Here is a 13,579-nt window from a genome sequence, read left to right on the forward strand (position 1 = left end):
TTTTCGCTACTACCTAGGGCATGTCGCCACCTAGGGCTTGCGTCGGATCAGTTTAATCGACCGGCACTTTCAACATCGGGTACAAATGGCGTGGTTGCAAGCCCCAAGGCTACTTTTTTTCAACGCTGCATGCGGTGCAGCATGATCAATCCGCAGCCTCGATGTCGCTCATCAGCGGGTGCTCGCACTCACGGGCATACTCATTCACCTGATAACTCTTCGTTTCTGCAATGTCGCGGGTAAAAATGCCGCAGGTCGCCTTCCCCTGGGTATGCACCGCCAACATTACCTGTACGGCTTTCTCGTTATCCATATTGAAAAAGCCCTGCAGTATTTCGACGACGAATTCCATCGGCGTGTAGTCGTCGTTATGCAGCACCACCTTGTACAGAGGCGGCTGGGCCAGCGCAGGCTCGGCGGGCTGTACGGCCAGATCATCTTCGTACTCGGGCATACCGGGACGCGTCATGCCTGCATGCAGAGTCGCTGTCACGTCCAGACGTTGTGTATTAGGCATAAGTCACATGCATCATCTTCTTGCTGCTGACAGTCAGGGCCTTGGGTCACCTCAAGGACGAGGCATTTACAGTCCAGGCTTCTACAGACTGTACACCCATGTATAAGACGCCTGCCATCAACAAGGGTTCATGAAAGGTAAAAAATTATCACACAGCAGAGAATAAAAAACCCTCGCCCGCAAGGCGGGCGAGGGGTCGATCAGCCGTTTAAGCGCGACGGCTCAGCGCATGATCAGCCCTTGGCCACCATAGCCAGCGCGTCGTTGAGGGTCTTGCTCGGGCGCATGGCCTGGCTGGCCAGCTCACCGTTGGGGTGGAAGTATCCCTGGATATCCACCGGCTGCCCCTGCACGCTGTTCAGCTCATCGACGATGGCGCTCTCGTTGGCTTGCAGCGTCTCGGCCAGACGGCCAAACAGGGATTTCAGTTCGGCGTCCTGGTCCTGAGCGGCCAGCGCTTCTGCCCAGTACATCGCCAGGTAGAAGTGGCTGCCACGGTTATCCAGCTCGCCCACTTTACGCGATGGCGACTTGTTGCTGTCGAGGAACTTGCCGTTGGCCTCGTCCAGCGCCTTGGCCAGCAGAGACGCACGGGCGTTGCCGAAGGTGCTGCCCAGGTGCTCCAGCGAGGCAGCCAGCGCCAGGAACTCACCCAGCGAGTCCCAACGCAGGTGGTTCTCTTCCAGGAACTGCTGTACGTGCTTCGGTGCAGAGCCGCCCGCGCCGGTCTCGAACAGACCGCCGCCGTTCATCAGCGGCACGATAGAGAGCATCTTGGCGCTGGTACCCAGCTCCATGATCGGGAACAGGTCGGTGAGGTAGTCGCGCAGCACGTTACCGGTGACGGAGATGGTGTCTTCGCCCTTGCGGATACGCTCCAGGGAAACCTTCATGGCATCGACCGGCGCCAGGATACGGATATCCAGACCCGCCGTGTCGTGCTCTTTCAGGTAGGCCTCGACCTTCTTGATCAGCTGCGCATCGTGAGCGCGGTTGGCGTCCAGCCAGAACAGTGCCGGAGCACCGCTGGCGCGGGCACGGGTAACGGCCAGCTTGACCCAGTCCTGAATCGGCGCGTCCTTGGTCTGGCACATGCGCCAGATATCGCCGGCTTCCACGCTGTGGCTGAACAGCGTCTGGCCTGCGTCGTCGGTCACTACCACGGTGCCATCAGCAGGCATCTGGAAGGTCTTGTCGTGGGAGCCGTACTCTTCGGCTTTCTGGGCCATCAGGCCTACATTGGGCACGCTACCCATGGTGGTGGGGTCGAAGGCGCCGTGCTGCTTGCAGTCCTCGATCACCGCCTGGTAGATAGTGGCGTAGCAGCGGTCCGGGATGACTGCCTTGGCATCCTGCAGCTCGTCGTTGGCATTCCACATCTTGCCGGAATCGCGGATCATCGCTGGCATGGAAGCATCGATGATGACGTCGCTGGGCACGTGCAGGTTAGTGATGCCTTTATGGGAGTTGACCATGGCCATGGCCGGACGCTGCTGGTAGAGCGCATCCACGTCGGCCTTGATGGCCTCCTGCTGGTCGCTGGGCAGCTTCTCGATGGCGCTGTACAGGTCACCGATACCGCTGTTCGGGTTGAAACCTGCGCTCTTCAGCGCTTCGGCATGCTTCTCCAGCACGTCCTTGTAGAACTCTTCGACCACGATGCCGAACATGATCGGGTCGGACACCTTCATCATGGTGGCCTTCAGGTGCAGCGAGAACAGCACACCGCTCTGCTGGGCATCGCTGATCTGGCTGGCGATGAAGCTGCGCAGACGACGGCTGCTCATGCTGGCAGCGTCGATGACTTCGCCTGCTTTTACCGCCAGGCCCTCTTTCAGCACGACGCTGCCGCCATCCTTCTGCTGCAGCTCGATCTTCAGCGTGCCCGCTTTTTCCATGACCGCCGACTGCTCGCTGCCGTAGAAATCGCCTTCGCTCATGTGAGCGACGTGGGATTTGGAGTCGGCGCTCCAGGCACCCATGCGATGCGGGTACTTGCGGGCGTAGTTCTTGACCGACTTCGGCGCACGGCGGTCAGAGTTGCCTTCACGCAGCACCGGGTTGACGGCGCTGCCCTTGGCCTTGTCGTAACGCGCCTTGATGGAGGCTTCTTCGTCGTTTTTGGGCTCTTCAGGATACTCGGGCAGCGGGTAGCCCTGGCTCTGCAGCTCTTTGATAGTCGCTTTCAGCTGCGGGCCAGACGCACTGATGTTGGGCAGCTTGATGATGTTGGCTTCCGGCGTGGTGGCCAGTTGGCCCAGCTCTGCCAGGTCATCGCTGACCCGCTGTTCGTCGCTCAACACGTCCGGGAACTGCGCCAGCACACGCGCCGCCAGAGAGATATCACGGGTTTCTACTTCGACACCGGCCGAGTCGGTGAAGGCATCAATAATCGGTAACAAGGAGTAGGTAGCGAGCGCAGGAGCTTCATCGGTGAGCGTATAAATGATCTTCGGCGTTTTAGACATTTTGCGTTAACCTCTTCTTTTCAGTCGCTGTGATTATAAAAAACCCTGAGCTACGCGGCTCATACAACGAATAGCCTTGCCGCGAAGCGGGTGGAGCATCCTGTATGCGCTGCCCCTTATGGTCACTCGGTGGTAAAACGACGCCGGTACATCTCAAACGGCTGCGCCGGAGTATACCAGCGCTGCACGGTAATCGCATGAGCGATTGTCGACAAATCAACTGACCCGCTATTCGAGACCATGAGCACGCTATATTTACTGCACAAGCCCTACCGAATGCTTTCCCAGTTTACTGACCGGGAGGGCCGCGCCACCCTGGCCGACGTGATCAGCGTGCCCGGGGTCTACGCCGCAGGTCGGCTGGATTACGACTCCGAAGGCCTGCTGCTGCTCAGCGATGATGGTGCCTTGATTCACCGCATTGCCCACCCTCGCCACAAGCAGCCCAAGACCTACTGGGTACAGCTGGAAGGCCAGCTCACCGACGACGCCCTTCACGGGTTGCGCTCCGGGCTGATGCTCAAGGATGGCCCGACGCTACCCGCCAAGGCGCGGCGCATAGCGCCTCCCGACCTGCCTGATCGAACCCCCGCCGTCGACCCCAAGCGCCACCCGGTGACCAGCTGGCTGGAGCTGACCATCAGTGAAGGCCGCAACCGCCAGGTACGCCGCATGACGGCGGAGGTAGGCTTCCCTACCCTGCGCCTGATACGCGCGGCCATTGGGCCTTGGCGGCTGGAGGGGCTGGCGCCCGGCGAGTGGCGCAAGGAAACCCTCCACGCGCCGCGTCAGGCACCGGCCAAAACGGCGCGCACCCGCCAAACTCGGAGAAAGCCGCGATGAGCCGCCCGATCATTCGAAGCACGGTGGCCTGCGTGATTCGCGAAGGGGAGCGCTTCCTGATGGTCGAAGAGGACAAGGGTGGCCCGCTGACGCTGTTCAACCAGCCCGCGGGCCATATCGAACTGGGTGAAGGCCCGATGGCCGCCATGCTTCGCGAAGTTCGGGAAGAGACCGCCTGGCACGTTTCACTCACCGGCTACCTGGGCCTCTACGTGCTGCATACCGAACAGGGCGATACCTTTCACAGCCACGGCTTCGTGGCCACGCCGCGCTACTCGCTCGGCACACCGCTGGATAACGACATCCTGGCCACCCACTGGTTGACCCGCGCCGAGATCGCCGCGCTGGCCAGCGAGCGTCGGCTGCGCAGCCCGCTGGTGCTGCAGCGTATCGACGATGCCCTGGCAGGTCGCCACTACCCGCTGGACGTGATCCGCGAGTGAAGCACTCGAAGCATCCGGCTCCCATCGTGTATAATCGCCGCCCACTTGCATACCACTTCAACAGAGGATGCCCATGACATCCACCCATGGCACCGCTACCCAGGCCACCCCCGACACCGCCGCTCACGCCACTGGCAAGGTCATCGTGGGCATGTCAGGAGGCGTCGATTCATCCGTCTCGGCTCTGCTGCTGCTTCAGCAGGGGTACGAAGTCGAAGGCCTGTTCATGAAGAACTGGGATGAAGACGACGGCACCGAATACTGCACTGCCAAGGAAGACCTGGCCGACGCAGAAGCGGTCTGTGCCAAGCTGGGCATCAAACTGCATACGGCCAACTTCGCCGCCGAATATTGGGACAACGTGTTCGAGCATTTCCTGGCCGAATACAAGGCGGGGCGCACTCCCAATCCGGACATCCTGTGTAACCGGGAAATCAAGTTCAAGGTGTTCCTGGAGTACGCCGAAATGCTCGGCGCCGACAAGATCGCGACCGGCCACTACGTGCGCCAGGGCGAGCGCGCAGGTCGACCACGGCTGCTCAAGGGGTTGGATGCCAACAAGGATCAGAGCTATTTCCTGCATGCCGTACCTGAAGCGGCCATTGCGCGTACGCTGTTTCCCGTCGGCGAGCTGGAGAAACCCGCCGTGCGCGCCCTGGCCGAACAACACGACCTGGTGACGGCCAGGAAAAAGGACTCCACCGGTATCTGCTTCATCGGTGAGCGTCGCTTTCGTGATTTCCTGCAGCAGTACCTGCCCGCTCAGCCAGGCACCATCGAAACACCGGAAGGCGATGTGATTGGCCAACATATGGGGTTGATGTACTACACCCTCGGCCAGCGCCAGGGCCTGGGAATTGGTGGACTAGCCAACTACCCCGAAGACCCTTGGTACGTGGCAGGCAAGGACCTGACGCGCAACGTGCTGATCGCCGTGCAAGGTAAGCAGCACGCCCTGCTGTATACCAATGCTCTGGCCACCGAAGCGATGGACTGGGTAGCAGGCGAGCCACCTGCCCAGCAGGGCCGGTTTACCGCCAAGACGCGCTACCGCCAGAGCGACTGCCCCTGCGAGATCCGCGCCCAGGCCGACGGCAGCGTCGAAGTCATCTTCGATGACCCGCAGTGGGCCGTGACGCCCGGCCAATCGCTGGTGCTCTACGACAACGACATCTGTCTGGGCGGCGGCGTAATTCGCGCCACCTGGAACACTACGGAGGCCGCGGCATGAGCGCCACCCCCATTCATCGTGCTCCCGACTCTCCGGCAGCGCGCCAGGCCTTGGCTCTGGCCGGGGTCTTTCAGGCCGCCAGCCTGGTGGACGAACTGGCCCGCACCGGGCAGGTAGACACCCGCGCTTGGGACACGCTGATCCATGCCACGGTGGATACCAACCCCGAAAGCTTCGAGGCCATTTACGGCGGCCACCCCAACAACCTGCGCCGGGGGCTCGAAACGCTGGAAGCTCTGGTAGGCCGCAAGCAGGCCAATCCGGTGGTGCTGCGCTACGGCTTTTCGCTGCTGCTGTTGATGAACAAGCTGCGTAACGACACGGCCATGATGGACCTGCTGGGCCAGAAACTCTCCCACGTGCAGGGGCAGGCAGAGCACTTCGGCACGACCCACGAAAACGTGATTGCAAGCCTGGGGGAAACCTATCAGGAAACCCTCTCCACGCTAAAGACCCGCATCGTGGTACAGGGTGACCCCTCGCTTTTGCAGACCCGCATGATGCCCGAACGCGTACGCGCCTGTCTCATGGCCGGTATCCGCTTTGCGCTGCTGTGGCACCAACAGGGTGGCCGACGCTGGAAACTGGTGTTTCAGCGCAAGGCCTTGCGCCGCGCTCTGGATGAGCTGGGGTAGACGCACGCTGCCTCGCCAGCCTGACGCCCCCGACCACTGATGTTCGACCACCGACTCTCGATCACTGACTCTCGACCAACCTGGAAACCAAGCCATGCAACTCTCAGCCTTGACCGCTCTTTCCCCTGTTGACGGCCGCTACGGTGCCAAAGCCGCAGCGCTGCGTGAACACTTCAGCGAATTTGGTTTGATCCGTGCCCGCGTGATCGTGGAAGTGCGCTGGCTGCAGCGCCTTGCAGAGCACAGCCAGATCGTCGAAGTGCCGCCGCTTTCGGCAGCCGCCACGGCCTTCCTGGAGCAGTTGATTCGTGAGTTTTCAGTGGCCGATGCCGAACGCATTAAAGAGATCGAGCGCACCACCAATCACGATGTCAAGGCAGTCGAATACTTCCTCAAGGAGAAGATTGCCGATCAGGCCGAGCTGCATGCGGTCACCGAATTCATCCACTTTGCCTGCACCTCCGAGGACATCAACAACCTCTCCTACGGGGTCATGCTGGCCGATGGCTTGAAAGCCATGCTGCCTACCCTGCATGAAGTGGCCGATGAAATCGGTAAGCTGGCCATCGCCCACGCTGGCCAGCCCATGCTGTCGCGCACCCACGGTCAGACGGCGAGCCCCACCACCCTGGGTAAGGAAATGGCCAACGTGGCCTACCGCCTCAAGCGCCAGCTCAAACAGATCGAAAGCGTCGAGATTCTGGGCAAGATCAACGGCGCCGTGGGCAACTACAACGCTCACCTGACCACCTACCCGGATATCGACTGGGAAGCCAATGCGCGCACGTTCGTGGAAGGGCTGGGACTGAGCTTCAACCCCTACACCACGCAAATCGAACCCCACGACTACATTGCCGAGCTGTTCGACTCCCTGTGCCGCTACAACACCATCCTGATCGATTTCGATCGTGACGTGTGGGGCTACATTTCGTTGGGCTACTTCAAGCAGCGCACCGTTGAAGGCGAAATCGGCTCCTCCACCATGCCGCACAAGGTCAACCCCATCGACTTCGAAAACTCCGAAGGCAACCTGGGTTTGGCCAACGCCATCCTCAGCCATCTGGCCCAGAAACTGCCGATCTCCCGCTGGCAGCGCGACCTGACCGACTCCACGGTGCTGCGCAACCTCGGCGTCGGCCTGGCCTACGGTTTGATTGGCTACCATGCCAGTCTGAAAGGCATCAGCAAGCTGGAAGCCAACCCGGCCAGACTCGCCGAAGACCTGGACAACAGCTGGGAAGTGCTGGCCGAACCCATTCAGACCGTCATGCGTCGTTACGGCATCGAGAAGCCCTACGAGAAGCTCAAGGAGCTGACCCGCGGCAAGCAGATCGACCAGGCAGGCTTTGCAGCCTTCATCGACACCCTGGCACTGCCCGACGACGTGAAACAGGAGCTGAAATCTCTTTCGCCCGCCAGCTATATTGGTAATGCGAAGGCGCAGGCCGAAGCCCTTCCGCAACGGCTGGCGGCCCTATAAACGCACGCCGTTTCGTTCCGTGCCGCTCACTCACTTCAGGATAACGCCATGAGTCATCACGATAAGCCACTCACCCTGCTGGGTGATTTAACACCCGCCGACTTCTTGGCCCACTACTGGCAGCAGAAGCCCCTGCTGATTCGTGGCGCTATCCCGGACTTCGTCAGCCCCATCGACCCCGATGAGCTGGCAGGCCTGGCCTGCGAACCGGGCGTGGAAGCGCGGCTGGTGGAAGAGAACGGCCCTGACGGCCCCTGGCAGGTATCCCACGGTCCCTTCGATGACGCTACCTTCGAGCGCCTCCCCGAAGGCCACTGGAGCCTGCTGGTGCAAGCCGTCGACCACTACGTGCCCTCCATTGCTGCGCTGATGGACGAGTTCGACTTCCTGCCCCGCTGGCGTCTGGACGATATCATGGTGAGCTACGCGCCCCCCGGCGGCAGCGTCGGCCCGCACATCGACCAGTACGATGTGTTCCTGCTGCAGGCCCGCGGCCATCGCCGCTGGCAGCTGGGCGGCAAGCAGCCGGACAACGCGCCGATCGTGCAGGGCATCGACCTGCGTATTCTGGAAACCTTCGAGATCGAACCCGACTCCGATTGGACCCTGGCACCGGGCGACATGCTCTACCTGCCGCCGGGCTGGGCGCATCACGGGGTCAGCCAGACCGACGACTGCATGACCATTTCAGTGGGTTTTCGTGCTCCCTCGGCCGACGAAGCCATCACCTCCTACGCCGACTACGTGGGCGAGCAGATGTCGGAATCCCAGCGTTACAGCGACGCGGGCATGGCACCGGCCCAGCATCAGGGCGAACTGGACGACGCCGCCATCGAGCGTATGCGTCAATTCATCCTCTCGACGCTGGACAAACCGGAGCAGATGGCCCAGTGGTTTGGCCGCGTCATGACTCAGCCCAAGTACGTCGACCAGCTGATGCCACTGGACGAGCCGCTGGACGAGGCCGCGCTTGTTGCTCAGCTACAACAGGGCGAGCCGCTGTTCCATATGCCCGGTTCGCGCTTTGCCTGGCGCAGCGATGCCGCCGGCACCACGCTGTTCGTGGATGGCGACGGGCACGCCTGCTCGGAAGCGCTGGCCAAGCGGGTCGCCGACCCGGAGCCCATGTACGACGAGGTGCTGGAACTGGACGGTGCGGCAGCGCTGCTCACGCAGCTGATCAATAGCGGCAGCCTGGGCTTCATGGGTGAAGACGACGAGGAGTAAGGCGTGAACACAGCCACCACCGTGCAACAAGGCGACTGGCGTGAACTGGGCGACGCGGCGTCGTTGATTCGCCGCGTGGTCTTCATCGATGAGCAGCAGGTTCCTCAGGAAGAGGAGTGGGATGGCCGGGATGGCGAATGCCTGCACTTCCTCGCCACGCTGAATGACGAGCCGGTGGGTACCGCGCGCCTGCTGCCCGACGGCCATATTGGTCGCGTAGCGGTGTTGAGCAGCGCACGGGGCGCGGGCATTGGCTATCGACTCATGGAGGCTGCCATCGCCGCTGCCCGCGAGGCAGGCCATCGCCACGCGGCCCTCAGCGCCCAGCTACACGCCCTCGCCTTCTATGAGCGTTTAGGCTTCGTAGCCCATGGCGAGGTCTTCATGGATGCCGGCATCCCCCACCGCGAAATGACCCTGGTGCTGTAACCCGCCACCAGGCCATCGAACACGCGTTATAGCGCCGCTGAGAAAGCGGCGCTTTTTTTTGCGTCCAACAGGCGAAAAACGACTACACAAACAGGGCGTTCGACGTAGTCGATGTCGTCGGACTACAACGCCCCCTGCCCCGAAGTGACAATTGTTGAATGCAGCTGCCTGACCGATAGTTATTGCACTGCAGCGACGTTGGCTCTCAGCTCTTACGCCATGTCGCTGTGTGACGCCAAGCGCCGAGGCACGACGTTTTACTGAGAGACGATTGGCCTAGAGACAGCGCCGCAAAATTGCACAATGCTGAACGCTATCTCGCAGGTGCAGCATAACAACAAGCTAGCCTGCGAACGACGATAACCCTGGAGGAATCAGCTCATGTCAGGACTGCTCGACGATATCAAAGCCATGGCCCAACTGCGCGAAGCCCAAGGCGGCAAGTGGTCAGCGATCAAACCTGAATACGCCGCTCGCATGCGTGCCCAGAACCGCTTCCATACCGGCCTGGACATTGCTCGTTACACCGCCAAGATCATGCGTGACGACATGGCCGCCTACGATGCCGACACCTCCCAGTACACCCAATCGCTGGGTTGCTGGCACGGCTTCATCGGCCAGCAGAAGCTGATTTCCATCAAGAAGCATTTTGGCACCACCAAGCGTCGCTACCTGTACCTTTCAGGCTGGATGGTGGCAGCCCTGCGCTCCGAGTTTGGCCCACTGCCCGACCAGTCCATGCATGAGAAAACCTCGGTGGCCAACCTGATCGAGGAACTCTACACCTTCCTCAAGCAGGCCGATGCCTGGGAACTCAACCACCTGTTCCGTGCGCTGGACGACGCCAAGGCCGCAGGCGACAACGCCAAAGAAAAAGAGCTGATCAGCAAGATCGACAACTACGAAACCCATATCGTGCCGATCATTGCCGACATCGATGCCGGGTTTGGTAACGCCGAAGCCACGTACCTGCTGGCCAAGAAATTCATCCAGGCGGGCGCCTGCTGCATTCAGCTCGAAAACCAGGTATCCGACGAGAAGCAGTGCGGTCACCAGGATGGCAAGGTCACCGTGCCCCATGAAGACTTCCTGGCCAAGATCAACGCCGTGCGTTACGCCTTTCTGGAGCTGGGCGTCGAAGATGGCGTCATCGTCGCTCGTACCGACTCGCTGGGCGCTGGTTTGACCCAGAAGATCGCCGTCACCAATGAGCCAGGCGACCTGGGCGACCAGTACAACAGCTTCCTGGATGGCGATGTCATCGAGAACGCCTCGGACATCAACAACGGCGATGTGGTCATCAAGCAGAACGGCAAGCTGGTCAAGCCCAAACGGTTGGCTTCTGGCCTCTACCAGTTCAAGCCAGGCACCGGCGAAGACCGCGTGATCCTGGACTGCATCACCAGCCTGCAAAACGGTGCCGACCTGCTGTGGATCGAAACCGAGAAGCCCCATGTGGGCCAGATCGCCAGCATGGTGAACCGCATCCGCGAAGTCGTGCCGGACGCCAAGCTGGTGTACAACAACTCGCCCTCCTTCAACTGGACGCTGAACTTCCGTCAACAGGTCTTCGACGCCTGGGAGAAAGAGGGCAAGGACGTATCGGCCTACCAGCGTGACAAGCTGATGAGCGTCGAATACGACAACACCGAGCTGGGGCAGCTGGCCGATGAGTGGACGCGCAACTTCCAGCGTGACGGGGCGCGCGAAGCGGGTATCTTCCACCACTTGATCACCCTGCCCACCTACCACACGGCGGCGCTGTCTACCGACAACCTGGCCAAGGGCTACTTCGGCGACGAAGGCATGCTGGCCTACGTGGCAGGCGTCCAGCGTCAGGAAATTCGCCAGGGGATCGCCACGGTCAAGCACCAGGACATGGCAGGCTCCAACATCGGTGACGATCACAAGGAGTTCTTCCATGGTGAGGCTGCGCTGAAAGCCGGCGGCAAGGACAACACCATGAACCAGTTTGGCTAAACACACAGCCACTGCAACGCACCACGGGGAGCCACGGCTCCCCGTGGTGTTTTTTGCGGCGTGCTTCATGGCCTGTCGATTTTTTGCACACTGCTTTCTTAATGCCTGTCTACACTCTACTTTGTGACCTTTTTTCCAAACGGCTGGTCAAAAGCGTACGCTTTGGTTATCTTTTAGCGAACGCCGTTCTATAATGATACGCACGCATTGATCTGCGGACGTTCACAGCCATATGGGCTGATTCTTACTGGAGGTTTGAATGAAACGTTTACTACCCGTTGCAGCGTTGAGCATCCTGACACTGGCTGGCTGTGCCAACACATCCACCTACTCGGGCGATGTGTACCGCGGCAACCAGGCGCAGACGGGCCAGAGCGTCAGCTATGGCACCATCGTGGCCGTTCGTCCGGTACAGATTCAAGCCGATAGCCGTACCGGCAACCTGCTGGGCGGTGGCGGTGGCGCCGTGATTGGCGGCATTCTGGGCAACCAGGTGGGCGGTGGCACAGGTCGCCAACTGGCCACCGTGGCAGGCGCGCTGGGCGGTGCCGTAGCAGGCACGGCGGCAGAAGACCGCGTCAACCGCGTCAATGCACTGGAAATGGAAGTGCGTCGTGACGACGGTACCGATGTGGTCGTCGTTCAACGTGCCGACCGTCAGTTCCAGGCTGGCCAGCGTGTGCGCCTGATTGGCAGCGGCGCCAATCTGAGCGTTGCCCCCTACTGATCGCCCCTCGCACCCGCGCGGGTCATGGCTGACCAGCGCCTGCAAAAGTGCGGTCTCGAAAAAAAAGCCCGTCCACCAGAGTGGACGGGCTTTTTCATGTCTGCTTCAAGCCATTTCAGGCCATTCGTGAACAACGGGTGGCGAGGTACAGCACATGCCACCCATTGGGCAGGGTTAGTGAGTCACCTTGTTGCTGGCCCAGTTGGCCAGCTTGAACACGATGAATCCGATCAACGCCAGCAGCAGAGCCACCAGCAGAATATCGACCGGACGCACCAGTGTGGTGGCCCCCAGGATCGCAATGGCCGCTACCCACAAGTGGCGATTCTCGCCATGGGTCTTCAAGACACCGGGCAACAGCTTGTCCAGCCCTTGGCTAAAGCCATTGTCCCAACGCTTGTTGGCAAAGTAGGCAATCAGCACGAAGGCTACCACCCAAATCAGGAAAACAGTCATATCAAGCTCCGATCACACTTCGTTAGCTTATGGAAAAAGGGTAAAGGTAGGGTATCGCTGGTCACTGCCGGGCGCAATAGTGCCAAAGGCGTGGGGGTTAAAAACCCGGCTTACCCCCTGACAAGCCAGCCCACACGCGTTACCATGTTGGGACATGCACTCACCGAAAGGTTATTCAATGCAAATTGCGCAAAACTCGGTTGTCGCGTTTCACTACACTCTGACCAACGATGCAGGTGAAGTGCTGGACAGTTCCGAAGGCCGTGAGCCGCTTACCTACCTCCACGGTGCCGGTAACATCATCCCGGGCCTGGAAAAAGAGCTGGAAGGCCGCGCCGCAGGCGACAAACTGAACGTCAAGGTAGCCCCTGCCGAGGGTTACGGTGAAGTTCAGGAGCAGCTGATGCAGGAAGTTCCTCGCGATGCCTTCCAGGGCGTCGAGAGCATCGAGCCGGGCATGCAGTTCCAGGCCCAGACCCAGGGCGGCCCGCTGATGGTCACCGTCACGAAAGTGGAAGGTGACACCGTCGTCGTGGATGGCAACCATCCGCTGGCAGGTCAGCACCTGAACTTCGACGTTGAGATTGCTACCGTTCGTGAAGCAAGCGAAGAAGAAGTTCAGCACGGACACGTGCACGGCGAAGGCGGCGTTCACCACTGAGCGTAAGCCATCGTCATCCAGGCGGCCTGCAGGCCGCCTTTTTTGTGGCCGTTTCCCTGCCCCTTATTCGCCAGGAATCAGTACCAGCTGCCCATGGCGTACGCTGCGTGACGAGGTCACTTCGTCGGCAAACTGCTTCAGGGCACTCCCCTGCCCTTTGAGCAGCGCCACTTCCAGGCAGCTGTCATGATTGATATGCACATGCAGCGTCGACAGCGTGAGGTCGTGGTGGTCGTGGGAGTGCCGGGTCAGCCGTTTGGAAAGCTCCCGTGCCGCATGGTCGTAGACATACACCAAAGCCCCCATGCACGGGGCATCCGGCGCGACCTCTTCCTTGGCCTGAGTCAGCCCGCTGCGGGTCAGGTCTCGAATGGCCTCGGAACGGTTCTGATAGCCACGTTGCTGCATCAAGGCATCCACCTCGCGCAGCAGCTCTTCATCCAGCGTCACGGTAATACGTTGCATACGTTCTCCTTTGCTCA

The 13,579-nt window shown here is 60.7% G+C and carries 14 protein-coding genes; 10 read left to right on the forward strand and 4 right to left on the reverse strand.

From position 1 onward, the window contains the following. Positions 1-145 precede the first annotated feature (145 nt). Together clpS and LG409_RS12685 are read right to left on the reverse strand one after the other, a co-directional pair. Positions 146-469 carry an ATP-dependent Clp protease adapter ClpS gene (gene clpS / locus LG409_RS12680; protein WP_371317426.1) on the reverse strand — a complete coding sequence of 108 codons (324 nt, stop codon included), beginning with the start codon at positions 467-469 and terminating at the stop codon, positions 146-148. A 281-nt stretch (positions 470-750) separates the two neighbouring features. Further along, positions 751-2,985: an NADP-dependent isocitrate dehydrogenase gene (locus LG409_RS12685; protein ID WP_100731189.1), complete on the reverse strand. Its 2,235-nt coding sequence runs from the start codon at positions 2,983-2,985 to the stop codon at positions 751-753. A gap of 240 nt (positions 2,986-3,225) precedes the next feature. On the opposite strand from LG409_RS12685, the gene LG409_RS12690 reads away from it, so the two are divergent. The 9 genes from LG409_RS12690 to LG409_RS12730 all read left to right on the forward strand — a co-directional run bounded on the left by LG409_RS12690 (position 3,226) and on the right by LG409_RS12730 (position 11,980). Next, positions 3,226-3,828, forward strand: a complete 603-nt coding sequence (locus LG409_RS12690; protein WP_227406822.1) for a pseudouridine synthase — start codon at positions 3,226-3,228, stop codon at positions 3,826-3,828. Next, positions 3,825-4,271 (forward strand): NUDIX domain-containing protein, encoded by a 447-nt coding sequence (locus LG409_RS12695; RefSeq protein ID WP_227406823.1) that lies wholly within the window; start codon positions 3,825-3,827, stop codon positions 4,269-4,271. Before LG409_RS12690 ends, LG409_RS12695 begins: the two co-directional genes overlap by 4 nt. 73 nt (positions 4,272-4,344) lie before the next feature. Next, positions 4,345-5,502, forward strand: a complete 1,158-nt coding sequence (gene mnmA / locus LG409_RS12700; RefSeq protein ID WP_144981616.1) for a tRNA 2-thiouridine(34) synthase MnmA — start codon at positions 4,345-4,347, stop codon at positions 5,500-5,502. After that, a complete protein-coding gene (gene hflD, locus LG409_RS12705) occupies positions 5,499-6,137 on the forward strand; it encodes a high frequency lysogenization protein HflD (protein WP_218313610.1) in 639 nt (212 codons plus the stop codon). The genes mnmA and hflD overlap by 4 nt, the downstream gene beginning before the upstream one ends. A 94-nt stretch (positions 6,138-6,231) precedes the next feature. Beyond that, positions 6,232-7,617, forward strand: a complete 1,386-nt coding sequence (purB, locus tag LG409_RS12710; protein WP_016914497.1) for an adenylosuccinate lyase — start codon at positions 6,232-6,234, stop codon at positions 7,615-7,617. Positions 7,618-7,665: 48 nt separating this feature from the next. Beyond that, on the forward strand, positions 7,666-8,844 hold the full coding sequence (locus LG409_RS12715) for a cupin domain-containing protein (RefSeq protein WP_227406824.1): 1,179 nt from the start codon (positions 7,666-7,668) through the stop codon (positions 8,842-8,844). A gap of 3 nt (positions 8,845-8,847) precedes the next feature. After that, entirely contained in the window at positions 8,848-9,273 is a 426-nt protein-coding gene (locus LG409_RS12720; RefSeq protein ID WP_081137491.1) for a GNAT family N-acetyltransferase, read from the forward strand. Positions 9,274-9,654: 381 nt separating this feature from the next. Continuing rightward, positions 9,655-11,253 carry an isocitrate lyase gene (locus tag LG409_RS12725; RefSeq protein ID WP_039176266.1) on the forward strand — a complete coding sequence of 533 codons (1,599 nt, stop codon included), beginning with the start codon at positions 9,655-9,657 and terminating at the stop codon, positions 11,251-11,253. 259 nt (positions 11,254-11,512) lie between these two features. After that, positions 11,513-11,980 (forward strand): glycine zipper 2TM domain-containing protein, encoded by a 468-nt coding sequence (locus LG409_RS12730; RefSeq protein ID WP_039176269.1) that lies wholly within the window; start codon positions 11,513-11,515, stop codon positions 11,978-11,980. A gap of 174 nt (positions 11,981-12,154) precedes the next feature. On the opposite strand, the gene LG409_RS12735 is transcribed toward LG409_RS12730, so the two are convergent. After that, complete coding sequence (locus LG409_RS12735; protein ID WP_039176271.1) at positions 12,155-12,436, reverse strand: hypothetical protein; 282 nt, start codon at positions 12,434-12,436, stop codon at positions 12,155-12,157. Between the two features lie 178 nt (positions 12,437-12,614). Here LG409_RS12735 and LG409_RS12740 point away from each other — a divergent pair, with 178 nt between their 5' ends. Beyond that, the gene (locus tag LG409_RS12740; RefSeq protein WP_081195595.1) at positions 12,615-13,097 is read left to right on the forward strand and encodes an FKBP-type peptidyl-prolyl cis-trans isomerase; all 483 of its coding nucleotides are present in this window, start codon (positions 12,615-12,617) and stop codon (positions 13,095-13,097) included. A gap of 63 nt (positions 13,098-13,160) precedes the next feature. On the opposite strand, the gene nikR is transcribed toward LG409_RS12740, so the two are convergent. After that, positions 13,161-13,562, reverse strand: coding sequence for a nickel-responsive transcriptional regulator NikR (nikR, locus tag LG409_RS12745; RefSeq protein ID WP_016914504.1), 402 nt, complete (start codon positions 13,560-13,562; stop codon positions 13,161-13,163). Positions 13,563-13,579 lie beyond the last annotated feature (17 nt).

This window comes from Halomonas sp. NyZ770 (assembly GCF_020616575.1).
In the GTDB taxonomy this organism is placed as follows: domain Bacteria; phylum Pseudomonadota; class Gammaproteobacteria; order Pseudomonadales; family Halomonadaceae; genus Vreelandella; species Vreelandella hamiltonii.

Bases quoted from the DNA above. Each gene is read 5' to 3' on its own strand.
- nikR (WP_016914504.1), bottom strand. From the start codon at position 13,562: ATGCAACGTATTACCGTGACGCTGGATGAAGAGCTGCTGCGCGAGGTG.
- LG409_RS12685 (WP_100731189.1), bottom strand. From the start codon at position 2,985: ATGTCTAAAACGCCGAAGATCATTTATACGCTCACCGATGAAGCTCCT.
- LG409_RS12695 (WP_227406823.1), top strand. From the start codon at position 3,825: ATGAGCCGCCCGATCATTCGAAGCACGGTGGCCTGCGTGATTCGCGAA.
- LG409_RS12740 (WP_081195595.1), top strand. From the start codon at position 12,615: ATGCAAATTGCGCAAAACTCGGTTGTCGCGTTTCACTACACTCTGACC.
- LG409_RS12725 (WP_039176266.1), top strand. From the start codon at position 9,655: ATGTCAGGACTGCTCGACGATATCAAAGCCATGGCCCAACTGCGCGAA.
- LG409_RS12715 (WP_227406824.1), top strand. From the start codon at position 7,666: ATGAGTCATCACGATAAGCCACTCACCCTGCTGGGTGATTTAACACCC.
- LG409_RS12690 (WP_227406822.1), top strand. From the start codon at position 3,226: ATGAGCACGCTATATTTACTGCACAAGCCCTACCGAATGCTTTCCCAG.
- LG409_RS12735 (WP_039176271.1), bottom strand. From the start codon at position 12,436: ATGACTGTTTTCCTGATTTGGGTGGTAGCCTTCGTGCTGATTGCCTAC.
- LG409_RS12730 (WP_039176269.1), top strand. From the start codon at position 11,513: ATGAAACGTTTACTACCCGTTGCAGCGTTGAGCATCCTGACACTGGCT.
- clpS (WP_371317426.1), bottom strand. From the start codon at position 469: ATGACGCGTCCCGGTATGCCCGAGTACGAAGATGATCTGGCCGTACAG.
- hflD (WP_218313610.1), top strand. From the start codon at position 5,499: ATGAGCGCCACCCCCATTCATCGTGCTCCCGACTCTCCGGCAGCGCGC.
- mnmA (WP_144981616.1), top strand. From the start codon at position 4,345: ATGACATCCACCCATGGCACCGCTACCCAGGCCACCCCCGACACCGCC.
- purB (WP_016914497.1), top strand. From the start codon at position 6,232: ATGCAACTCTCAGCCTTGACCGCTCTTTCCCCTGTTGACGGCCGCTAC.